Origin of the sequence: Anabaena sp. CCY 0017, assembly GCF_963920885.1 — a bacterium.
GTDB lineage: Bacteria > Cyanobacteriota > Cyanobacteriia > Cyanobacteriales > Nostocaceae > Nodularia.
This window is the reverse complement of the sequence record NZ_CAWUDG010000012.1, coordinates 123,423-147,615: the sequence shown is the minus strand read 5'-3', so window position 1 is coordinate 147,615 and position 24,193 is coordinate 123,423. Positions and strand designations below refer to the sequence as shown.

Here is a 24,193-nt window from a genome sequence, read left to right as displayed (position 1 = left end):
TGCACCCTGATAACTAACTCCCCTGACTGGCTAACACCCGTTGGGGGATTTTTTTTCGGCATTTTTCCGGGAAATGGTAGATATGCAAAGAAGATTAAATTAGTAGATGCACCCTGATAACTAACTCCCCTGACTGGCTAACACCCGTTGGGGGATTTTTTTATGCCGTTAACAGTAACGATGATTGATGATATGCTTCTCCGGAGAATGGTAGTTGCAGCGCGAAGATTAAATTGGTAGATGCAACCTGATAATTAGTTCCCCTGCCTGACTAACACTCATTGGGGGATTTTTTCCTTCTGCGAACAGCAACTATCATATCATTAATGATAATTTTGTCCAGTGTCCAGAATAAACTCAACTATTTAATCTAAAAACGGATTCTTGATAAATGAGTCCTGACAATTAACTCCCCTAGACCGCCACCACTGAGAGATTTTTTTATGTTGGATGTAACCAACATTCCCAATTGTGACAATTCTATCCCGAACATACTATTTAGTCCTAGAAAAGTTGATTGGTAGATACACTCTGATAACTAACTCCCCTGGCTGGCTGCCACCACTGGGGGATTTTTTTATTCCAACAAAATAATAACAACTCTGGGGAAAGATTTATCCGGAGAGATGGGCTTAACCTTAGAACATTTAACTAGTAGATGCACCCTGATAACTAACTCCCATAACGGGCAAAGATTTGATGGAGTTTTTTAAAAAAGTCTTCTGCCGATAGCCTTGGCTCATTTGTAGATGCTTAGGTAAATATTATAACGCAAGATTATAAAAATATTCTAATGTCGATAGTTTTTTATTTTTATTATGATCATAGTGTTTTGACACAGCCTCAATTTAACCCAGCGCCCCAGGAGGGGAAGTCAAAAGTCAAAAGTATTAAATTGCCTCGCAACGAATAAAACAAACACATTTTTTTGTTTGGCTAAAAGCCCTGGTATATAAGCGTTATAAAATGTGTTACTTAGGAGTTTTTGAATCATTGGTTTTTCCCAAGTGTCTCAAGGTTATCATACCAATTAAGCTTTTGCATCCCGTCTCAATCAGATTTTGGTTGATAGTAGCACAATTAGCTTTTGCTATAATATGCCCAAACAGAAAGAACTGTCTAGATATATTTACACATTATGCTAATTTTCACACCTAATTACCAGGTTCTGCACCGATGAGGTTTTCAAAATACTCTTAGTGTTTATCGCACTTTCTAGGTCATTTCACCCTAAAACCATGATCCTTAATGCATACAAGTATTGCATTTTTGCATTACTTTTTGGTGTTGCCTAAGTCTTTTGCCTAGTTATGATGCGAAACTACATCTTGTAGATGTTTTGATTGTAGTTTTATCTATCTTATCATAATTTTAGGATAAATAGCTAGGTTTTTGTTGGCTAGCTTTAACCTTGTAACAAGCCGGGGGATCATTTCGTTACAAGCTTTCTAGTAAATTTGCTCACCCTAAAGTGCCGCTTTGCTCACATAAAGCAATAAAACTTAAACAATGTCATTGCGAATGAAGCGTTTGCGTAGCGTGGCGTAAAGCCCTGGGGGTATGGCTGCGGCGTTTAGAGCCATAACGGAATGTAGGCGGAAGCGGGCTGGGATTGCGTCGCTTGGCTCGCCATGACTGTAAATATTTTTGTCCGATTACAGCCTCGGATAGCTGCTGCAAAAGAATATTTCCACTGATGTTTGCTCAAAGGATTAATTTTTTATAGAATTTTATAGTTTATTTTTGAGAATATGGTAGTCTCCCTAAAGCTTATATGCACATAGCCTCATGAGTTTAGCTGTTATTAAATTTTCTTCAGAAGAGTGTGGCATCTGCCACAAAATGTCTTTTTATGACAAAAAGGTCGCTCAAGAACTGGGTTTGGAATTTATCGATGTGAAAATGCAAGATACGGCTAGTTACCGTAAGTATCGCCAAGTTTTGTTAACTCAGTATCCAGATAAATCAGAAATGGGATGGCCTACTTACATTATCTGTGAATCTCCAGAGGGAGAATTTCAGATTAAAGGTGAAGTGAAAGGAGGTCATCCGAAAGGTGAGTTTAGAACTCGTCTACAAGAAGTTCTCAATTCGGCGGATAGTTAGATTACCTCAAATGAGTTGACTTCCAGGACAGGGCCAATCATGGCCATGGTCATGACATCTTCACGTACCTGTCCTGTAACTTTTGCTGTTTGTCCGGCTTTGAGCAAGTTTTTGTCAGCACCTCTGAGGATTTCGTAAGTGTTACCCTCATCTGTAACTAACGCCCAAGCGCCAGTACCAATATCTCGACGTTCAATTGTACCTGTAATTGTAATGCTCATAAAAAAGTGCTGAGTGCTGAGTGGGTAGGGGCGGGTTTAAGCAGTCGGTCTGTGGTTCGACGAAATCCTTAGTAAACCCGCCCCTACAGGAGTGGGGAGTGGGGAGTGGGGAGTAGGGATTGCTGAGTAGGGAGTTCGCGGTTTTTTCCCCCTTCCCCCTGCCCCCTGCTTCTTTCCTGTTATGCTGTTTGAGTTTCGGTTTTTAATGCTAAACGCGCTAGTCCATAACAGAGTACGGCGTTGGTGATGAGGAAACTCCTCGCTAGGTAGCTACTTCCTAAACCCCAAACGGCTGGGTCGTAAATGGCACTGACTGTTAAAAATGCCGCAAAGCCTAAGCTGGAACCAATGGCAAACCATTTCCAGCTAGGATGTCCTAAGAATAATGCTATTAAGACTACGGGAATTAGCACGCTGGCAAATATGGGATTTAAGGCATTAGTTCCTTGGAGGGTGTTTCCTAGTTCGGGAATAGAACTGCCTAAAACTCTAAAAGGCCATTGGGGTAGGTCAAATATATATAATCCCCGGAGGAAAAATAAACCAGAACTACCAGCTATTAAGCCACTGGATAACGACCAACTCCAGGCGAAGGGGAAGTAAACTCGCAAAAACCAAGCCAGCAGATAGGAACCAAATACCATGAGTAGTTTAGGTACTAGTGCGACTGCACCGCCATCAATCCAAAAACGGGGGTTGAGATAGCCGTTATCTCTTAACCAACGGAAGAAGTCTTGGAAGCTGATTTGTCCTGTGGTGGCAAGTTTTACTGCTGCTTCGGCGTTAAGTTGTCCAGCGCCATAGTAGTTGAAGCTATCTTCTTGGATAACTCTTGCTGACTGCTTGAGGACTTTTAATATTTCGTCTGGTTCTGTAACTCCAGATGCTTTAATTAATGCGGCTACACCTGCAACGTGGGGGGAAGCCATGCTGGTTCCCTGGAGTGCGAGAAATACTCCTTCGCCGTTGTTTTCGGGGTCGATGGTTTCTTGGAGAATTGCACCTGCGTCACTACCACCAGGGGCAGAAATATCTACGCCTGCGCCAAAGTTGGAATAGGCGGCTTTTTCTCCGTCTGGACCAAATGCAGAAACGCCAATTACGTGGGGGTAACGTGCAGGATAACTTGCGCCATTGGCATTTTCGTTGCCGGCTGCGGCTACAATTACTACACCTTTATTGTGGGCGTAGTCGATGGCTTGCTTCATTAATTGGCTTTCGCCACCGCCACCTAAGCTCATATTAATTACGTCTGCACCGTTGTCAGCAGCAAATTTAATTGCTTCGGCTATATCGGCGACGGTTCCGCCACCGTAGGCGCTGAGGACTTTTAAGGGCATGAGATTGGCTTCGTAGGCAATGCCGGCTACACCATAAGTGTTATTGGTAGCTTGGGCTATGGTGCCGGCGACGTGAGTACCGTGTCCGTTATCGTCTGTGGCTTCTTCACGATCGCTTACAAAATCATACCCTTTCACAAATTTCGTGTCTACCAAGTCACGGACGCGAGTTATCCCAGTGTCAATTACAGCTACTGTTACGCCGCTACCTTTGGTTTGACTCCACGCGCCTTCCATGCCGATGTTGTGCAGGTTCCACTGTTTGCTGTAAAATTGGTCGTTAGGGCCAATTAATGCCGGATTTGCTTGATTATCTGGAGATTGTAAAATCTCTTCAAACCAAATTGCTTCAGCTGGTAGAGGAATCTTTCTATAGATGTAATTTGGCTCGATTAATTGGATAAATTCGGCGAATGGAGATTTTTTCAGCTTTTTCAGTCGCTGGCGATCGCCTTCAATAATATACACATTATCTGACGCTGAAAATTGATTGTCTAATCGGGGTGTAACGTTGTATTCTTGAGCGATCGCTTGTAAATTCTGCTGTATTACTTCTGCGGGAATATCTTGGCGAAAATCTAGCAAAATCGTCTCAAACTCGCCTTTAGCTGCTAAACCCTGAAAATTCAGGAAACCAAAAACAGCAGCCCCCAACCCAATGACAAACAAGCACAATAATAATATAAGTCTTTTCATCTTAACTGATCACAGCTTTTTGCCAGTTTTCTCACTACCATAACTTATCTTCGTGCCTGATTGGTGTACTATTTACAATTTTTACTCAATATTTAGGACTGTTTAAACAATGGAACGTGGTCTTTTATGGTTGCCTTTACTATTTGCATTTTTCTGGTTGGCTTGGCAAGGCTCAAGGGAGTACCAGAAGTTGGAAGCATATCGTGTTTGGGCGGAGCAATTTGACAAAGCCAAGTATGATATTTATGCTGTATTGGGTCTAAAAGATAACATTATAACCTGGGGGCAACCCACAACTAAAGGTCCAATTAAATTAGAAACTTTTTCTCTGCTGGATGTTAAAGATATACGTCTTTTGGTAGATGATAAAGTAGTAGAACTAGAAAATTATCCCCAAAAAGGTCGAGTTATTCAGTTAGAATTCATCTTGTCTGAATCCCCATCGGTACGCATCCCATTCACAGAAGTTCCTCTAGCTGCTAAATGGGGTAAGTATTTGCAGGGAGTCTGGCAAGGTTTAAATACAGAACAAAAGCAGTAGTTTATCAGATTATATTTTTTAACTAACTGCTAAGGGCAAGATCCCCGACTTCTTCAAGAAGTCGGGGATCTGGATTTATCCAATAGTAATTTTAATTATGAAATCATTTATCCCATTTTTCGGTATTATCTTACTACTCAATTCCTGTGCTTCCGTCTCTAATAGTTCTGGTCAGGCAGATAATGTTGCGAAACCTCAAGTAGGAAATTGTCCCCAAGAAACAGTTGTGGCTTTACCTGTTACCCAGCAGGATGAAAATTTCTCTGATAGGTTTGATTTCCATATTTACAATGTTTTGGCAGATGCTGATACTCTGAAGTTTCAATCTTTAAGACAGGATTTTGTTTTTTGCCGAGGTAACAATACTTGGACGGTGCAACCAGGAACTTTATCAAAGGATTTACAGCCACCAAGTAACTATACAGAATTAGCCCAAGAGTTAGTAAATCCTAGTTTAAAAAATATTGACCTTCAGGGAAAAATTTATCAGTATCGAGTTTTGAGAGAGCCTTCATTTTATCTAGAGGATGATGCTTTTATTACCAGAGAACAGGAGCCAGATCCAGCAGAAGATAAAGTGGTATTTGAGTTATTTATCCCTGATAATGAAACCTCTCAGAAAAAAACACTCTACACTCTTGAAGATTTACAAGCAGCAGCATCGGGAAGTCAATTAGGTTTTCCTCGCATTACCAGTGCAATGACTTATGGAGAAAGTATTTGGTGGACAGTTGCTTTCGAGCAAGGTGAAGGTAATAACGGCATTGCTACTATTATTAGTTATGATCCACAAACTAATGAGTTTACTTTAATTCAACCAGAGGAATTGGAATTTATACAAATTACCGATTTATCTATTACCGGAGACGCAAAAAAACCGACTTTATGGATGGGGACTCAAATTAGTGGCGAAGGAAATCCCTACATTCCGGCGAAAGGAATAGTTGCTTATCGTCCTAATTTGCAAAATCCTAATTCGGGTTCTTTGACTGCATATACTGTTCATAATAGTCCTTTAGTGGGGGCAATTCCGGATAAACTGCGGTTAGAAAATGAGCTACTTTGGGTGAGTACTGCTAACGGTGTTTGTCAAGTAAAATGGCAAAGTGCTGATAATTCTGATAGTTGGAATTGTTGGCGATTTGCAGCAATGGCTAAACTACCAACGGAGGAATTACCGCTTTACAGTACATCTACTAATAAAACTCCGGCTGTCTCTTTATCTCCTAACAACGGCGAGGAAATTATAGAAGTTTTGTGGTGGAGTCCGGTTGATTCTCAGAATGATAAAGGACGTTATGAAGTGAGATATCCTCAAGGCTTTACAGCAAATCTGGATGAGGGTGCAAGTCGTGATGAGTTTTCTTTACCACCAGGAAAACCACCTGTTTATTGGCCTGGTTTTAATTGGCATTGGAATGGCGCTGGCTTTGTGCGAGGATGGGATGAAGTATCTGGAAATTTCGTCGGTGGTGGACCTCAAGGCATTGGTTCTGGACAATTCTCACCGAATGCTCCCATGAATTGGTATACCATGCGTGGCGATTTAGAGTTACTGGAGCTTTCTACCGAATCTACTAGGTTAAAATATTACTCTGGCTGGGTTGATGAAGCCAAGCTGCAACCTTATTTAACAGTAATACCGCAAGAACTAGCGCAAAATCCAAAACCCAATCCTTTGGCAGCAAAAGCCCCGCAACTACCATCTCGCCGATAACTTTTATGAACGCTGATATAACCTCTAAAGTACCTGTGGCTTTAACCATTGCTGGTTCAGATAGCGGTGGCGGTGCGGGTATTCAAGCTGATTTACGTACCTTTGCTTTTCACTGTGTCCACGGTACTAGCGCTATTACCTGCGTGACGGCACAAAATACTTTAGGTGTGGTGCGGGTTGATGCTATGCCCACTGAGGCGGTGATAGCCCAAATTCAAGCTGTGGCTGAAGATATTGGTGTGCAAGCTGCGAAAACTGGAATGTTACTGAATCAGGAAATTATCTCTGCTGTCGCCCAACAAGTGGAAGCATTGGAAATTCATAATTTAGTCGTTGACCCGGTGATGGTATCACGCACAGGGGCGCAATTAATTGATGATGATGCGGTGAAAACTCTGCGTTATGCCTTGTTACCTCAAGCGGCTATTATTACACCAAATCGTTACGAGGCGCAGATTTTAAGTGGTTTAACAATTAATACTTTAGATGAGATGCGGGCGGCTGCTCAAGTTATACACCGAAATGTGAGAGTAAAAGCTGTTTTAGTCAAAGGTGGCGGGATGCAGGGAAGTTTGCGGGGTGTTGATATCTGGTTTGATGGGCAGAAACTGGAAACTTTGATTACAAAGCAAGTGGAGACGAAAAATACCCACGGTACTGGTTGTACACTATCAGCTGCGATCGCAGCAAATTTGGCGATGGGTATGGAACTATGGCCAGCAGTACAACAGGCAAAGGAGTATGTTACTAATGCACTCACTTACGCCCTCGATATTGGCAAAGGACAAGGGCCTGTGGGACACTATTTTCCTTTGTTACAAAAATAACTCTTAGGAATGCAATTTTTCTATTATTCTTGGGCTAGTTTCAGGGGGGGGACTATACTTTGATAATATCTTTCTACAAACTCTTAAATTAAATTTTTGATACCAATTTATCTATGCAAACAACTCCAAATTCTGTTGGACGTAATTCAGCCAAACCCCCCAATTCTCAAACCCAGCCTACATCTGTACCATTGTATGTGTACCGAGAATTGGCAACAGAGTTACAGTCAACCCAAGCAAAATTAGACACACTCACTAGCAAAAATCACCAACTAGAGCAAGAAAATCAATTACTCCGCCAAGAAATTACCAAAGTTGTTCAGTCTTTTTTACATCTGCAAAAGTTGGTAGATTATAGTCCTCAACCGAGTCATCCCCAAGCTACCCATGCTGCTAGTGAAGTGAAAAGTCCAGCTACAGCAACCCGTCCACCTCAGCAGGCTTCTCGTCAGCGTCCACCCGTCGTTAAGAAAAAAAGTCATCACTCTGACTTTTCTGCACCTGTAGAAATAAATAACCCGATACCAGAGACATTTTTTATAGAAGAGCAAGAAGTTAACTATTATCCCTCGACGGAAAAAAAAGTTAAAGAATTTAGTGGCTGGTGGTTAGCTGTTACTATCTTGTTAATCATGCTCACCGCTTTTGGGGCTGGGTATTTGATTGTGCAGCCCTTGTTTGAAAATCAAAATCGTTAGTCTCCCTCACAACCAAAATTACAAATTTTGTGAGAATAGCGCTAATGGTGAAAGTGTCTGACATTATATCTGGTTAAATTGATTAATAGTCGCTGTCGGTGCTACAGAGACTCAAAACGTATATCAAGAATCTATAAGACCTGGAGCAATTCAGGCAAGACTCGGTGAAGCCGGAATCGCGTGACGAATAATCATGCGAGGTTCAAAAACGAACCTATTAGAAATTAAGGAGTCGAGACCATGAAAAAAGTAGAAGCAATAATTCGCCCATTTAAGCTTGATGAAGTGAAAATTGCTTTAGTCAACGCTGGTATTGTCGGGATGACGGTTTCTGAAGTCCGGGGGTTTGGACGGCAGAAAGGACAGACAGAACGTTATCGCGGTTCTGAGTACACTGTTGAGTTTCTGCAAAAACTGAAAGTGGAAATCGTGATTGAAGACAACCAGGTTGATATGGTGGTGGATAAAATTATTGCTGCTGCGCGCACAGGCGAAATCGGCGATGGCAAAATTTTCATCTCGCCTGTAGAGCAAGTTGTGCGTATTCGGACTGGGGAGAAGAACACAGAAGCTGTATGAAGAGTGCTGAGTAAAAAGTGCTGAGTGCTGATTTCTATCAAGTCCGGTTGAATACTTACGAAACGCGAAAACCTGCCAAACTTTTGCTTTATCTCCCCTCCTCGCTTGCGGGGAGGGGTTGGGGGTGGGGTGACATGATTGTGTTAATCGTAACTAATTAAACAGACATGATATTACCAGTATTTTCAGGTAAATAGACCACACGGTAGGGGCGCAAGGCCTTGCGCCCCTACGACAGATGTGGTTCAAATACATGAAAACTGACGTAAAATACCACTTACAATGGGTGGGACATTTACTCAGCACTCAGCACTCAGCACTCAACATAGATGGTAAACAAAATTGAGTTTACTACACAATAGTTTATGTTTAAATATTAAAAACAGTTGCGTAATGTGACTTTTTCTGCAATCTCCTCATAATTTCTCATTACACTTGAGATATAAATAGTTTTTTTTAAGGAATATGGGCTGATTAATTAACAGCCCTGATTTTCAAGAGACAGCTTTAAATTATGAGGATTGTAGAATATTATGAATTACTGTCCTTGTTGTTCAGGATTACTTTTGCCGCATATACGTGTTTCAGGATTTGCTTGGTTTTGCCGTCATTGTTGGCAAGATATGCCAGTATTTTACCTGGAAAATCCTAGTTCTTTAGAAAAGGCTTTTGCTGATAATTTAGCTGAAAAAATTCAGCCTATAGACAACAATCACATAGTTTACCCTAGTAAAGGTAAAACTATAACTGGCTGGATTGGCTTAAAAGATGTGGCCGTTAATTAGACTAGGACTTACGCACTGTACAAACTAATCATGGTATGCTGTTACCAAAATAGCCAATTTCCGGCTTTGAACAATGACTATGTTAATAGTAAATATACCCGTGTGGTAGGGGTTTAGCATTGCTAAACCCCTACGAAATATGTGCTTTTCAGGGTTATACATATTTAGTAGTTATTGTCAATGCGTAAGTCCTATAAACATAGACGTAGCAGCACTATTTTCATCTTCTCAGTCCACTACAATAATTAATTTTTTTCATAAATTAAACCGGATTCTGATAATGTTTTACTCCCAAATAATCAGACTTTTTAAACATTATTTGAGACAATATTTTATCTACCCACTAAAAAAAGCGAATCACATTTAAAAACCACGGATTAATTCGTGGTTTTTTTACAGCATTTCTGGTATAACTTGCTTAAAGTAACTTAATTGTCACACTGTCAATCTTCTTCCCATGTTTCACTACTCAATAGGTCAATAATCCTATCTCTGAGCAAAAATTCATGCTTTTCTAGTTCCGTCTCAAACAATATCCAGTCTCGATTAGGAACGTATCGACAGAGAGAGTAAATGGGCTGTTGACGGTCAAGTAGTCCTTTTTTGACTAATTGACGTGCTTCTTCCCTAATAACTCCAATATCATATTTAACAGCAGTATCCATAGCTCATTTTTTTGCTTTTGCTCAAGGAATTGATATTTAACACAATAATTTTTTTTGCTCTATCTTTAACTTATCAAAAAAAACAGAGAAAATTGTGAATAATCAAAACATCTCAATTTTTGAGAGCCATCTTTTTTTTAATACCAAGTTGCACTTGCCGAGGCAGTTTACCTTTATGAGTCCAGCTTAGATGTACTCTATGTTTATACACTTTGCCCAGAATCGCATATTTAAAAGCAAATTGGTATCAGTCTTGGGATAGACTCCTCCAGAAGTATTAAGAAATAAACTCGGCGCGATTCGCCATTAAAAAATATTATTACCACAAGAGGATGTAGATTGCCTACTGGGTGACTTACCTATTGGCTAAATCAGAGATAAATGATACATTTCATCAGTCATTCTGATTTTGTGGTGTATGTTCAATTGAGAAGGCTAATTATATAAAAATTAAACTATGTTCCTGAATATTGACAAAGTTCGCCCATATTTTCCCGCACTGGCTGGAAATTGGACTTTTTTTGATAATGCTGGTGGGTCGCAAACTCTGAAAAAAGTAGTAGATAGAATTAGTGAATTCCTTTTGACTACTGATGTTCAACTGGGGGCTTCTTATGAAATCTCTCAATTAGCTGGAGAAAGGGTGGCTTTGGCTAATAGGGGAATGGCGACGTTGATTAATGCCAAATTGCCAAATGAAGTAGTGATGGGATCATCTACTACTATGATGTTGAAAATACTTTCACTGTGTTTGAGCCAAACTTTTACACCTGGGGATGAGGTGATTGTTACTAATTGTGACCATGAAGCTAATATTGGGGCTTGGGTAGCTCTGGAAAAGCAAGGAATTAAAGTTAAAGTTTGGCAAATTCGCCCAGATACTTTAGAACTGCATTTGGAGGATTTAGAAGTATTAATGAGTCCGCGGACAAAGTTAGTGGCTTTGACTCATGCTTCTAATATTTTAGGAACTATCAACCCAATTAAGGACATTACGGCATTTGTCCATGAACGGGGCGCGTTGGTTTGTGTGGATGGTGTAGCTTATGCGCCACATAGATTAATTGATGTTCAAGATTTAGATGTAGATTTTTATGTTTTGAGTTGTTATAAGGTCTATGGTTCTCACTGTGCTTTACTTTATGGGAAAGAAGAGCATTTATTAAGTATGCCGGGATTGAACCATTATTTTATTGAGCAGTCTGATATTCCTTATAAATTTCAGTTAGGAAACCTGAATTTTGAATTAACTTATGGGATGTTAGGTTTATGTGATTATTTGAGTGAATTGGCACAATTACACTATGGGGATCAAACTGCATCGGAACTCAGAAATCAAATGCAGCAGGTATTTGATTTGATTAGTGTACATGAAGAAAATTTGAGCGATCGCCTGCTACAATACCTCAATAGTCAGCCGAAAATTCGGGTAATTGGTAAATCAACGGCGCATGGTGAATTGCGTGTACCAACGATATCTTTTGCTGTTGACGGGGTTCATAGTTCCACTATTCCCGCCCAAATTGATTCTAACTATATTGGGATTCGCTATGGCGATTTTTATGCTAAACGCCTGATTGAATATTTGGGTTTAGCTCCTCAAGGTGGAATCATTCGAGTCAGTATGGTACATTACAATACTGTTCAAGAAGTTGACCGCTTGATTTCGGCTTTTGAACGGGTTTTATAGACAGCCCTGGCGACTAGAAGTCGCGGCTATACAAACTAAACCCGCCTGCGCAAGTTAAAAGTCGCATTTTTTCATTAGTCCAGGTCGGTGGACTTCCCTCCGGGAAGCCGCTACGCGTCATGCCTGTGTAGTAGCGTATCGCTAACGCGAAGCGTAGCCATATTATATTCGCCCAAAACTTTTCTGTTCTCACTCTTTTGAAATCACCTTTGGGGATTTGCCGGAGTGCTAACGAATTCGCTAGTCTATAAATATCCTATTTATTCTTAGCTGTGCTATGGATTGTGAAGGCAAAGCTACGTCCCCAACTGCTGCGAAAAATATAGAATTTGCTCAACTGACTACTACTCGTCAGCCACTGGAATTGCTGCGATACAGTGAGGCTATGTTACGTCGCCCGACTCTGGCTGTACTGACACCGATATTACCGCCAAAGCTGAGTAAAAAATTGCAGCTAGCTTCAATTGTGGCTGATGAGTCGTTACAAGAACTGGCAGAAATTAATCTAGAGCAAATTAGCGACTTTGAACTGCGTCCAGCCCGGATTTATATTGGTCTAAGCTTTGTGGGTTTTGGGGCGTTGATGATACTTGTGCTGCTGCTGTATTTAAACTCTTTGCATCCAGCACTCAATACAATTGACCAAATGCGCCGATATTGGTATGCATACGTTTGCTTTGTTAGCTTAGGTGTAACGGGAATGTTTGTTCTGGGTAGAGAAACGATGCGTCCTATTCCTAAGACCAAAAAATTTAAAAAACGTTAAAATTTATTTTCTATATGTCTAATATCCAAATATTTATAATAAGAGGATTGAAGCTGCACAAGCCTATTCTTTTATTTGCCTTTACCTCTTCTTAAACAAGGGAAGAAAGAAGATATAGCAACGTGCTGAGTGCTGTAAAGCCCTGCGGGCATGGCTGCGCTTAAAGCGGTAGCGGGGCGTTTAGCCCGTGCTGAGTAGTAACCAAGACCCAGAAGACGGTGCGTTAGGCTAAAGCCATAACACGCCACTACTGGCGTGACAAGCTTAAAATGTTGCAAAAAATTGTAGGTTGGGTTGACGTAAGGAAACCCAACATCATTGTTCGCGTTGGGTTGCGCAGCGCTTAACCCAACCTACTTCTAATGCACTGTTTTAGGCTTGTCAGTCCACTACATATACTTAGATTTTTCAATAATCAAATCGGATTCCTATAGAGCTAAATATTTGCTAAAACAAGAATATAAACTATTAGTTTTAGTAGTTCAATATAAAAAGACAGAGAGTGACAAAATAATATAGAATATATTTATTGGTGTAAATGACTTTAATTTGCTCCGTAAATATAGTACTAAAAATTTGGCGATCGCTATCGACCAATCAGCTATGACACAAAGGGCAGAAAATCCTAAAAGTTATCCACCACGCTTTGCTAATGCTAACTTCGATATTGTGGCTATAGCATCTTCGGCTGGTGGGTTGACTGCCTTAAATACAATTCTATCAGCATTACCAAAAGATTTTCCGGCCGCGATCGCATTGGTGCAACATCTGGCTCCCCAGCATCCCTCACTCATGTCACAAATTTTAGCACGGCACACTGCCCTAGAAGTCAAGGAGGCAGAAGAGGGAGATCGTCTCACCCCAGGGAGAATTTACATTGCACCACCTGATTATCATTTATTGGTGAATAGCGATGGCACACTGTTTTTATCTCAGTCAAAACAAATAAATTATTTACGCCCTTCGGCGGATGTGTTATTTAAATCTGTTGCTGACAGTTACAAAAACCGGGCGATGGCTATTGTTCTGACTGGAACTGGTAGAGATGGCGCGACGGGGGTAGAGGCTATCCATGAAATGGGCGGTACTGTGATTGCCCAAGATCAAAAAAGCAGCGAATTTTTTGGTATGCCTAATGCCACAATTAATACTGGCAACGTAAATTATATTTTACCGTTAGATGAGATATCAAAAACCTTATTATCTTTAGTGCTGGGATAAAACATCAGCCTATTTTTTGAGCAAAAAAGCAGGAGGGATGGGGAATAAAGTTTATCCCCTTGTTTTCTTGTGTCCCATTACTCATTTTTTTGTATGACTTCCGCAGAAAACAACCCTGAGTTTGAAAAATTACTTATTTATCTGAGACAAAGCCGAGGCTTTGATTTCACAGGCTATAAACGCTCAACTTTGATGCGTCGGGTACGCAAGCGGATGCAATCTTTGAATATTGAAAGCTTTGAGGATTATTTAGACTACTTAGAAGTTTATCAAGACGAATTTAATCAATTATTTAACACGATTCTGATTAACGTCACTGCCTTTTTTCGAGATACCGCAGCTTGGGAATACTTAGCAGAGCAAGTGTTACCTAAGATTGTGGCGCTTAAAAAAAAATCTGACCAAATTCGTATTTGGAGTGCTGGTTGTGCTTCTGGAGAGGAAGCTTACACTTTGGCTATACTGATGGCGGAAATTATGGGAGCCGAAGAATTTCGCCAACGAGTCAAAATTTATGCTACAGATGTAGATGAAGAAGCGCTGAATCAAGCCCGTCAAGCTGTATATTCAGTTAAGGATATCCAGGTAGTACCACAGGAACTACAAGAGAAATACTTTGAAATTACCGGAAATAATTATGTTTTTCGCCAAGATTTTCGCCGTTCGGTGATTTTTGGTCGTCATGATTTGCTGCAAGATGCGCCAATTTCGCGTTTAGATTTGCTGGTATGTCGCAATACATTAATGTATTTTAATTCTGAGACTCAGGGGCGAATTATGGCTCGGTTTCATTTTGCTCTCAATGATACTGGGTATCTTTTTTTAGGAAAGGCAGAGATGCTGTTAATACATTCTAATTTATTCACTCCTGTAGACTTAAAAAATCGCATATTTAGCAAAGTAACCGTAGCAAATTTACGCAATCGCCTGCTAGTAATGGCAAATGCCGTCGAGGAAGAATCTAACCATCGTTTATCTCGGTATATGCGTCTGCGCGAGATGGCTTTCGATTCTGCATCCATTGCTCAGATAGTCGTCGATACCAGTGGTACATTGGTGCTAATGAATTCCCAGGCTCGCACTATATTTGGCCTTTCACCCAAGGATTTAGCTCGTCCTTTTCATGATTTAGAACTTTCCTACCGACCAATAGAATTGCGATCGCTCATTGAACGGGCTTATGCAGAACGTCGTACTATCACTTTGACAAATGTAGAGCGCTATGTATCCAATGCAGAAATGCAATATTTGGATGTGCGAATTACACCTTTGGAAGATGTTGATAATTCTCTTTTAGGTGTGAGCATTGCTTTTAATGATGTCACCCGTTTTATTCAACTGCAAGAAGCGTTACAACGCTCTCGACAAGATTTGGAGACGACGAATGAGGAACTCCAGTCTACTAATGAAGAATTGGAGACGACGAATGAGGAACTTCAGTCTACTAATGAAGAATTGGAGACGACTAACGAGGAACTCCAGTCTACTAATGAAGAATTGGAGACGATGAACGAAGAATTGCAATCTACCAATGAAGAATTACAAACAATTAATAACGAACTCAGCGAACGCACCACAGAACTCAATCGGACTAATCTTTTTTTGGTCGGTATTCTCAGAAGTCTCCAAACAGGAATAGTGGTGATTGATAATAGTTTTAGTATATTAGTTTGGAATCATATAGTAGAGGATTTGTGGGGATTAAGAGCAGACGAAGTATTAGGAAAATCTTTATTTAGTCTAGATGTGGGTCTACCCTTAGAGCAACTGCGATCGCCTATCCGTGATTCCCTGGGGGGAAAAGAGCAATTCCAAGAAATGATTTTAGATGCTACCAATCGCCGGGGAAGACAAATAAAATGTTATCTGGCTATTACTCCTTTGTTTGGCACAATCATGGAAGGAGCAGTCTTGATGATGACAGATGTGGAGCGAGTCAAAAGTATGATTTCTAGCAAAGAAATTGCTCAAAGACGACAGCTACAGGAATAGGAGTAATTACCAAGGAGCCGGAAAATGATTCGGGACAATTTAGAACAAGCGATCGCCGGGGCGCATCACCGACTAGAGAATTTATCTGCGCGTGCTAATCAAACTGAAGATTCTAGAGAAATATTACAAGAAGCGATCGCGGAAATTTCCATTTCTTTAGAAGAACTACACGTATTAGCTGAAGAGTTAACACAGCAAAACCGGGAATTAGTCACTACTCGCCATCTTGTAGAAGCAGAACGCCAGTCTTACCAGGATTTATTCAATTTTGCCCCCGATGGATATTTAGTTACTGATCTAGCTGGGGTGATTCAAGAAGCTAACTATGCGGCGGCCAAATTACTGAATGTCCGCCAGTCTTACTTAATTGGTAAACCGTTGGCGGTATTTATCCATCAAACAGAACTGGCAAAATTTCGCGACTGCATCAGCAAATTACAAGAGCAGCAGAAACTTACAGAAGAGTTACGGATATTTCACAATGATGGGAAAATAGATTTTCCGGCTGAAATGACAGTTGCTCAAACTGAAGGTAGTTCTGAGCAGGAAAAACCAAGTTTGAGATGGTTATTTCGAGATATTAGCGATCGCCTCCAAGCACAGCAAAAAATCTGCGAACAGGCGGCGCTGCTAGATATTACGACAGATGCAATTCTGGTGAGAGATTTGCAAAACCAGATTTTATATTGGAACAAGGGCGCAGAAAATGTTTATGGCTGGCGCGCCGAAGAAGCCATAGGCAAGAATACCTGGGAACTTTTGTTGCCAGAAGCTTCACCTCAATTCGCAGTCGCACTGCAAACTGTTTTAGAGGATGGTTCATGGGTTGGGGAGTTACGAAAAGTCACCAGAAAGGGTAAGAAAATCATCATTAACAGCCGTTGGACACTGATGTATGATGCCGCAGGTTTGCCCCAATCGATCATGACTGTTGATACGGATATCACTGAGAAAAAACAACTAGAACTAGAGCTTTTACGCGCCCAGCGATTAAAAAGCCTCGGTACTCTTACAAGTGCGATCGCTCATGACCTGAACAACATCCTTGCGCCTATGCTCACAGTAGCGCAACTTCTGCCCCTGAAACATCCTCGGTTGAATGAAAGTTCGCTACAGATGCTCAAGTTATTGGAAACTAATACCAAACGGGGGAGTGATTTAGTTCAACAAATTCAGTCATTTACCAGCAATCTTCCCGGACAAGGTGCAATTGTCTCAGTCTCACATCTCATGAAAGATATTGAGCAGACAATCAAACATATATTCCCAAAATCTATCGAAATTGAGATGAATAGATCCTCAGAGATAGAATTAGTTCTGGGAAATCAAGCCCAGCTGCATGAAGTATTTATCAACTTATTAGTGAATGCTGGTGATGCTATGCCGCAAGGTGGTAAAGTGCAAATCTCTACCCATAAAGCCTTAATTGATCAAAGTTGGACAAAAACCCACACTGCCGCAAAAGTTGGTGACTACGTAGTAATTACAGTTAATAGTACTGGAGTTGGCATATCTCCTGAAATTAGTGATCACATTTTTGAACCCTTTTTCACTTCTCAAGAACAGAATAAAGGAACTGCTTTGGATTTAGCTATTGATATCATCAATAGCTACGGTGGTTTTGTGGAAGTATCCAGTCAAGTAGGAGTTGGGAAACAATTTCAAGTTTACCTACCCAGTTGCGAGAACAGCACTCCCTCCATACTAGAGGAGATTAAACTGCCCACAGGAAACGGAGAATTAATTTTAGTTGTAGATGACGAAGCGGCAATTACACAAATTACTAAAACTACATTAGAAATTCACAACTACAGGGTATTAATTGCCCATAATGCCATTGAAGCCCTAACGCTTTATGGTCAACATCAGCAAGACATTGAACTGGTATTAATGGATATGATGATATCATCAATGTCTGGGGCAAAGGCTATTTGCACTTTGCAAATCATCAATCCGCAGGTAAAAATTGTAGCTATGAGTGCATTGGCTGCTGCTGAGGCTTTAGCACGAGCGAATGTGACAAAGATTCAAGGATTTTTAGCAAAGCCTTTTACTGCGGATGAATTATTAAATTCCATCCACGATGCACTTATAGCTGTAAAAAGTAATTAGTTTGTTGAGTACCCAGTTAAATGATCACTGGACAAATTAATGTCCTTAACTTTTTTAGCACGTTGTTAATTTATAGTGGCAAAAACACATGATGGATGACAAATTGGCGAGCTAGTATATGTGTAGTTTCTTTAATTTGCGGGTGATTTTGTCTGAGAGAGGATTCACATAAACCACTTGGTGGACTAATTCGCAGTTCTTTACACCGATTTTTTACTTGGCTATCTACTGCTTTGATCGCGGTTGTTGAATCACTATTCATAATGTAACCAATCATGCCTCCACAGATCAGATCGGAAGCATATTGTGATGTTACATATCTCATCATTCCATCTACTACATAATCTTTTGCTAGAGATTTGCGTGTTCCATTTTTTGAAACTATATTAAGTCGTTTACATTCAAATGAAAAATAAACATCTTCACTTATTCTTTGAACTGATGTAAAAAGCAGATCAATACGTCCTTTTTCGTTTCCTTCTGAGTCATCCTCTGGGATTTCGCGGTCAATCCTTACAGGTAATCTTACCAAATCTCTTTGCTGCCTCAAAGTAGCTCTAAAACGCTTAGTTATGGGTACTTCATGGTCATCAATTTGAGGTTTATTAAAAACTTGCCATGCAGACAATACCAAATCTAAAATATCGGGAATAAGATGATCAGGAAAAGTATCCGCCCAAAGACTACTGTTACCAACTATTGCCATCAGCTTTCCCTATAGTTGCTCGTGAGGATTGCTGCTGCTATTTCGTCTGCATCATTCAAAGCAGAAGTCTTAGTCCAAAAACGACGAGCTAATGGCTTAAAAATATAAAGCTTGTCTTGGTCGAAAACTTTCAGATTTCGCAAAAAACTAATGCTTCCTTGTTGATTTGGTAAAAGACGAATAATTCGCTGGAGAATATCATCTAAATCCTGTATAGACTCCTGCTCAATATCTACCCAGCTTTGCTCCACATTAATTTTTCTGTCTAAAACAATTATTGCTGCACCCATCTTAGGAGAAATGATAACATTTGCAATTATAGTATACTGACTTTTACGCCCCCAATTATTAAGTACATCAGATAAAAGCTTCAAATATTCTTTGCGTTCTTGGGGTTCACTCCTAACCAATGTAGGAATCGGCCAAGTTCCTCGATTTGGCTGAATGCTTGGTATATAAAGATTTATGGTGTCATTTATTAATATTTGTTCATATTCATCAATATCATAATATTCATAGACATATTTAAGTAATTCGTCTTTCTCATTTTGTATTATCTCCTGACGATTTAATAAAAAGTGTTGACTAATCTGGCTTTTTAAATGTCTAATTTTGTCTGCAACTTGTTCGACAATTTCTTTTGCTTTGGAAGCATCTTGAGTAATTTCCGGTAATGGAAATGGGAATCTTAGCAGTTCCGTAATGTCTATATCACCCCTTTCGATGCCCCAACTAGATGCTGTATGAAATAAGAAATATTGTACTAACTTTGAATTTAAAACAGTAGTTAAAAACATCAAAATTTTCGTATCTTCATGATTGCCATGAATACTTCTAAGAGCATGACGAAATACAACGTCAAAGTCAGCAAAAGCTACTTTCAAACTTTTACTTACAATTATAAGTGGAGCGGTAAATATTTTTTGATCTGGCAGTCTACGAAGCTTTTTAAAGCGATTGCCAATAGGAGTACAATCAGATTCTAAGACAATCAAATCAATATTTTTACTCTTACCCTCTAAAAATAATGTTTTTGAAGAAAAAGGTGATAATATGAATTTATCTGGATCATCATTACCCCCTTCTGGTTGGAAACCTCCACCCATTAACCACCTTTTTGTTATCTGCTTGGTCTTCTTTTTATATTGGTAGTCTTTTAATGTATCTACTAAATCATCTAGTTTTGGTAGTGCAGATAATTTTTCCAGAAACTTTATGTCTCTGGGAGTTCCCCAAAAAGATTGTTTCCAAACCAGCGCAACTTCTTCATTATTAAGGTCATATAATACTTCTCTAAGTCTAACTTTCTTTTGATCATCTGGTGAAATAGATAGAATTTCAGCCCTAATAGTCTCCAATTCTGTTTTAGGAGTTATGTAGTCAATACTGCTAGTTTTTCTATCTGGTTTTTCTTTTCGATACCTGACAATAAGTGTAGGGCTATCAGCACCATCAAACAGGTAAAATCTCATATCGGATAGATTAATTACCTGCTCAAGAGTATATGTCGATAACCACTCCTTTTGAAATGCTAATGCTTTATCTTGGTGGTTAAATAAAATTCCTTCTGCTGGAAGTAAAAAGCAAATACGTCCTTCATCCCGTAAGTGTTGCGGAGCCTTCCATACAAACCCACACGCTAACTGTCTTTGGGCAATTGTATGTTTTTCTTGTTCACACCACTGCTCCATAAGGTTTTTTTGTTTTCCTGTTACTTTTGCCCAAGGTGGATTACCTACTATCAAGTCAAATTCATTCGCATAAATGGGTAAATCTTGAGCAAAAAAATCTTTGCAAATAAGGTTGTTATCTACTAATTTTGGAAGTGCATTACCCTTGTTTTGAAGTTTTTGAATATCTCTAGGATCGAGCTGATCTAAAAAGGCAAGATATAAACTAAAGGCTGCAATACGACAAGCAGTTTCACTAGAATCTGCATCTATGCCAAAAATATTCTGTTTGAGAATATTAATTAGGGCTGGTGCAAGTTCTTCATTATTATTGCTAATATTTCTGTGCTTGATACGCCATTCTTCAGCTAATCGGTTAAAAATTGCTACCAAGAATATACCTGAACCACAAGCTGGGTCAAGAAAACGCTTTTCTAATAAAGAAGTCCATCCATCTAATGCTGTATCCAGAACTATCTCAGCTAAAAATCTTGGTGTGTAGTATATGCCATTTTTCCGTTTTTCTTGTGTTTCAAGAAAGTGTTCATAAATACTACTTATAGTTTCAATAGGAATAATGCTAAAATCATAAGCCCAAAACCCCAGTGACAGTTGACCACTACTGACATCATCACCACGAAAAACCTTTTTTAATATATTGATATGTCCATCTTGAATAAGTTGATTTTCTGCTTGAAGGTCAACATCGAATAAGTCACCATTAAAATCAGATTTAAGTTGTTGAAATAAAGCATATAACAAATGCTTTGCTTCATTAGGTTCGTTTCTTTCTAAAAGGTCAATTAGTCTGTGACAATCTGTTGCGCCTATTTTGTCAAAATAAGAATAATCAATAATTTCTCTATCAACTAGATAACAGGTAAATATTGTGCGCCATAGCAAAGCATTGACAGTTCTGATATCTAGGGTCTGAACAGGTTCTTCTTCCAATAAACTACGACGTGCAGCCGCAAGATTTTTTAGAAGGTAGCGGTCAACGCGCAAATTTGGGTCAAAAGATTTTGGCTGTTCCCTAAATAACTTACCCAGTTCTACTGCTCTGATAAATTGCCTGAGTTCAATTTCATCAGCTACCCGATCTAATATTTGAACAAGACGGTTTTGTTGGGAAACATCTTCTTCCTCTTTGGCAGGAATCGCAAGACTAGAATAAACTTGAACTTCAGTGGGACTAACAATTACAATTAATGGGGCAATACCCTGATTCCAAATCTGGCGATGTAATTCACGCAACTTGTCAGAATCTATACTAGGAACTTCCTTGAAATAGATATAAGGTGCATTATTGACACATAAAATACCATTAAGTTCTAAATCTTTCCAAGCCCTACGCATGGCGTGTGCCTGTGGAGGAGACTGATTACCTGCATTGATTTGTTCAAGGCTATCAAAAAATTCTGGTGGTTTTCTTCCACTAAGTCCAAGTTGTTCTCTCCAATGTAGAATAGGTGATTTATTCATAGTTTTTTCTCCCTTCCTACTCAGGGAAGTTTAAGATATTTCGTCAACTACCTCCATTCATTTAGAAGCAAGGCTATTATCTTATGATGGTAATCTTCTTATATGTAGAAAATTACCAAACAACCATCTAAGTGGTAGTGATTAGAGTTTTATGATCAGGCGTACTACAATAATTAATATAGAAGAAACATCCAAAAAAAGCGATCGCATTCAGAGCGTAGCTTTCTATACACCACAAATAAACAAACCAGGATTCTTGATCTCATTCTTTAACCAAGACTCTAGCAGAAAACAAGCATTGATCTATTAATTTATAGTAAAAATCGGGATGACTGGATTTGAACCAGCGGCCCCTTCGTCCCGAACGAAGTGCGCTACCAAGCTGCGCTACATCCCGTCATAGTAAGCACTCAAATATTCTATCATAGACAATCATAAATTCTCAAAAGATGCTAATTATTTAGAGCTTTGCTTGTTAGGATGAGATTTGTATAACTTCATCAGAGCCGATTGTGACTGTTAAACCAGACTGGTTGCGAGTAAAAGCGCCTCAGTGGGAGCGCGTTGGGAACGTCAAAGAAATTTTACGGGATTTAGCACTCAATACCGTTTGCGAGGAAGCATCCTGTCCCAATATTGGTGAGTGCTTTCAAGCCGGTACTGCGACATTTCTGATTATGGGGCCGGCTTGTACTCGTGCTTGTCCCTACTGTGATATTGATTTTGAGAAAAAACCCCAACCTCTAGATCCCACAGAACCAGCACGACTGGCTGAAGCTGTGCGCCGAATGAAACTCAATCACGTGGTGATTACTTCTGTAAACCGAGATGATTTGGTTGATGGTGGTGCTTCTCAGTTTGTCCGGTGTATTACAGCCGTGCGGAGTGTTTCACCTCAAACTACAATTGAGGTGCTAATTCCTGATTTGTGCGGTAATTGGAATGCTTTAGCCATAATTTTGCAAGCTGCGCCAGAGGTACTCAACCACAACACAGAAACAATTGAACGCTTATATCGTCGGGTGCGTCCCCAAGGTAACTATCAGCGCACTTTGGAATTGCTCAAGCGAGCGCGTCAAATAGCCCCTGAAGTATACACTAAATCAGGGATCATGGTCGGGCTAGGTGAAACTGATGCTGAAATTCGCCAAGTTATGCAAGATTTACGCTCTGTAGATTGTGATATTTTGACTATTGGGCAGTACCTCCAACCCAGTCAAAAACATCTACAAGTTAATGATTTTATTACCCCCGAACAATTTGCAGCTTGGCAGGTATTCGGTGAAGAAATCGGATTTTTACAAGTTGTTTCCTCCCCATTGACAAGAAGCTCATATCATGCAGAGCAAGTCAGGGAATTAATGCAACGCTATCCCCGGTGAGTGGGGAGACGCGATAAATCGCGTCTGTACAAGAAGTTATTAGTGGTTTGTAATAGTAATGATAGCGGTGCGAGAAACTACCATAGCGATTTTGGGTGCAGGTGCTTGGGGTATAGCTTTAGCAGATTTGGCAAGTGCAAACGGACATAAAGTGCGTGTGTGGTCACGTCGGGGATCAGCAAATCTGGAAGCAGTTCTACAAGATGCCCAAATTATCTTGTCGGCTATCTCTATGAAAGGGGTGAGTGATGTCGTCTCTAAAGTCAAATCTATCCCCCTTTCGCCAAAAACAATTTTTGTCACGGCTACCAAAGGCTTAGATCCCCAAACTACTTGCACTCCGTCGCAAATTTGGCAAACAGCATTTCGGGATTATCCAGTAGTTGTTTTATCTGGTCCGAATTTATCGAAGGAAATTCAACAATCTTTACCAGCTGCAACAGTAGTAGCCAGTCATGACACTGCGGCGGCTGAACTTGTGCAACTGGTATTTTCTTCTCCTCGTTTTCGGGTATATACCAATCCTGATCCTCTAGGGGTGGAACTAGGGGGGACATTAAAAAATATCATGGCGATCGCAGCTGGTGTCTGTGATGGCTTACATCTGGGAACCAATGCAAAAGCGGCTTTAGTCACCCGTGGACTCACAGAAATGGTGCGTATTGGCAAGAGTTGGGGTGCAAAGACGGAAACATTTTATGGTTTATCAGGTCTAGGAGATTTGTTAGCAACTTGCAACAGTCCTCTGAGTCGCAATTACCAAGTTGGTTATCAGATGGCTCTTGGTCAAACACTTCCAGACATTCTGGACAACTTACCAGGAACTGCTGAAGGTGTCAACACTTGCCAAGTGTTAGTACAACGAGCCAGACACCATAACATTGCTATCCCGATTACTGAGCAAGTTTATCGCTTACTTCAAGGTGAAGTCAGCACCCGACAAGCACTATCGGAACTGATGCTAAGAGATACCAAGCCAGAGTACAACTAGTGAACC

General features: G+C 40.1%; 19 protein-coding genes and 1 tRNA gene. 14 read left to right on the top strand and 6 right to left on the bottom strand.

All coding sequences use genetic code 11. The features are described from left to right. Positions 1–1,788: 1,788 nt before the first annotated feature. Entirely contained in the window at positions 1,789–2,106 is a 318-nt protein-coding gene (locus ACM0OW_RS15795; RefSeq protein ID WP_414551114.1) for a thioredoxin family protein, read from the top strand. Here ACM0OW_RS15795 and ACM0OW_RS15790 read toward each other — a convergent pair. Together ACM0OW_RS15790 and ACM0OW_RS15785 are read right to left on the bottom strand one after the other, a co-directional pair. Further along, positions 2,103–2,327 carry a hypothetical protein gene (locus ACM0OW_RS15790; RefSeq protein ID WP_414551113.1) on the bottom strand — a complete coding sequence of 75 codons (225 nt, stop codon included), beginning with the start codon at positions 2,325–2,327 and terminating at the stop codon, positions 2,103–2,105. The genes ACM0OW_RS15795 and ACM0OW_RS15790 overlap by 4 nt on opposite strands. 179 nt (positions 2,328–2,506) lie before the next feature. Next, the gene (locus ACM0OW_RS15785) at positions 2,507–4,363 is read right to left on the bottom strand and encodes a S8 family peptidase (protein ID WP_414551112.1); all 1,857 of its coding nucleotides are present in this window, start codon (positions 4,361–4,363) and stop codon (positions 2,507–2,509) included. A gap of 109 nt (positions 4,364–4,472) precedes the next feature. Between ACM0OW_RS15785 and ACM0OW_RS15780 the strand changes: the two genes are divergently transcribed. The 6 genes from ACM0OW_RS15780 (at position 4,473) to ACM0OW_RS15755 (ending at position 9,510) form a co-directional block, all read left to right on the top strand. Further along, positions 4,473–4,904 carry a hypothetical protein gene (locus ACM0OW_RS15780; protein ID WP_414551111.1) on the top strand — a complete coding sequence of 144 codons (432 nt, stop codon included), beginning with the start codon at positions 4,473–4,475 and terminating at the stop codon, positions 4,902–4,904. Between the two features lie 97 nt (positions 4,905–5,001). Then, positions 5,002–6,621, top strand: a complete 1,620-nt coding sequence (locus tag ACM0OW_RS15775; protein WP_414551110.1) for a hypothetical protein — start codon at positions 5,002–5,004, stop codon at positions 6,619–6,621. Between the two features lie 5 nt (positions 6,622–6,626). Beyond that, positions 6,627–7,448, top strand: coding sequence for a bifunctional hydroxymethylpyrimidine kinase/phosphomethylpyrimidine kinase (gene thiD, locus ACM0OW_RS15770; protein WP_414551109.1), 822 nt, complete (start codon positions 6,627–6,629; stop codon positions 7,446–7,448). Positions 7,449–7,561: 113 nt separating this feature from the next. Next, positions 7,562–8,146 carry a hypothetical protein gene (locus tag ACM0OW_RS15765; protein ID WP_414551108.1) on the top strand — a complete coding sequence of 195 codons (585 nt, stop codon included), beginning with the start codon at positions 7,562–7,564 and terminating at the stop codon, positions 8,144–8,146. A gap of 240 nt (positions 8,147–8,386) precedes the next feature. Continuing rightward, entirely contained in the window at positions 8,387–8,725 is a 339-nt protein-coding gene (locus tag ACM0OW_RS15760; RefSeq protein WP_414551107.1) for a P-II family nitrogen regulator, read from the top strand. A gap of 533 nt (positions 8,726–9,258) precedes the next feature. Next, positions 9,259–9,510: a hypothetical protein gene (locus ACM0OW_RS15755; protein ID WP_414551106.1), complete on the top strand. Its 252-nt coding sequence runs from the start codon at positions 9,259–9,261 to the stop codon at positions 9,508–9,510. A gap of 443 nt (positions 9,511–9,953) precedes the next feature. On the opposite strand, the gene ACM0OW_RS15750 is transcribed toward ACM0OW_RS15755, so the two are convergent. Beyond that, positions 9,954–10,175 (bottom strand): DUF4327 family protein, encoded by a 222-nt coding sequence (locus ACM0OW_RS15750; RefSeq protein ID WP_414551105.1) that lies wholly within the window; start codon positions 10,173–10,175, stop codon positions 9,954–9,956. A 457-nt stretch (positions 10,176–10,632) separates the two neighbouring features. Here ACM0OW_RS15750 and ACM0OW_RS15745 point away from each other — a divergent pair, with 457 nt between their 5' ends. From ACM0OW_RS15745 to ACM0OW_RS15725, 5 genes are all read left to right on the top strand, one after another. Beyond that, positions 10,633–11,865 (top strand): cysteine desulfurase-like protein, encoded by a 1,233-nt coding sequence (locus ACM0OW_RS15745; protein WP_414551103.1) that lies wholly within the window; start codon positions 10,633–10,635, stop codon positions 11,863–11,865. 277 nt (positions 11,866–12,142) lie between these two features. Further along, positions 12,143–12,631, top strand: a complete 489-nt coding sequence (locus tag ACM0OW_RS15740; protein ID WP_414551102.1) for a hypothetical protein — start codon at positions 12,143–12,145, stop codon at positions 12,629–12,631. 603 nt (positions 12,632–13,234) lie between these two features. Continuing rightward, positions 13,235–13,852, top strand: a complete 618-nt coding sequence (locus ACM0OW_RS15735; protein WP_414551119.1) for a chemotaxis protein CheB — start codon at positions 13,235–13,237, stop codon at positions 13,850–13,852. Between the two features lie 93 nt (positions 13,853–13,945). Then, positions 13,946–15,844 (top strand): CheR family methyltransferase, encoded by a 1,899-nt coding sequence (locus ACM0OW_RS15730; protein ID WP_414551100.1) that lies wholly within the window; start codon positions 13,946–13,948, stop codon positions 15,842–15,844. Between the two features lie 24 nt (positions 15,845–15,868). Continuing rightward, positions 15,869–17,956 carry a PAS domain S-box protein gene (locus ACM0OW_RS15725; RefSeq protein ID WP_414551098.1) on the top strand — a complete coding sequence of 696 codons (2,088 nt, stop codon included), beginning with the start codon at positions 15,869–15,871 and terminating at the stop codon, positions 17,954–17,956. Between the two features lie 70 nt (positions 17,957–18,026). On the opposite strand, the gene ACM0OW_RS15720 is transcribed toward ACM0OW_RS15725, so the two are convergent. The 3 genes from ACM0OW_RS15720 to ACM0OW_RS15710 all read right to left on the bottom strand — a co-directional run bounded on the left by ACM0OW_RS15720 (position 18,027) and on the right by ACM0OW_RS15710 (position 22,211). Then, complete coding sequence (locus tag ACM0OW_RS15720) at positions 18,027–18,662, bottom strand: hypothetical protein (protein ID WP_414551096.1); 636 nt, start codon at positions 18,660–18,662, stop codon at positions 18,027–18,029. Next, positions 18,662–21,814 carry an HsdM family class I SAM-dependent methyltransferase gene (locus ACM0OW_RS15715; protein ID WP_414551094.1) on the bottom strand — a complete coding sequence of 1,051 codons (3,153 nt, stop codon included), beginning with the start codon at positions 21,812–21,814 and terminating at the stop codon, positions 18,662–18,664. Before ACM0OW_RS15715 ends, ACM0OW_RS15720 begins: the two co-directional genes overlap by 1 nt. 323 nt (positions 21,815–22,137) lie before the next feature. Next, positions 22,138–22,211 (bottom strand) — tRNA-Pro (locus ACM0OW_RS15710). A 115-nt stretch (positions 22,212–22,326) separates the two neighbouring features. On the opposite strand from ACM0OW_RS15710, the gene lipA reads away from it, so the two are divergent. After that, entirely contained in the window at positions 22,327–23,196 is an 870-nt protein-coding gene (gene lipA / locus ACM0OW_RS15705) for a lipoyl synthase (RefSeq protein ID WP_414551092.1), read from the top strand. Between the two features lie 67 nt (positions 23,197–23,263). Beyond that, positions 23,264–24,187, top strand: a complete 924-nt coding sequence (locus ACM0OW_RS15700) for an NAD(P)H-dependent glycerol-3-phosphate dehydrogenase (protein WP_414551118.1) — start codon at positions 23,264–23,266, stop codon at positions 24,185–24,187. Positions 24,188–24,193 lie beyond the last annotated feature (6 nt).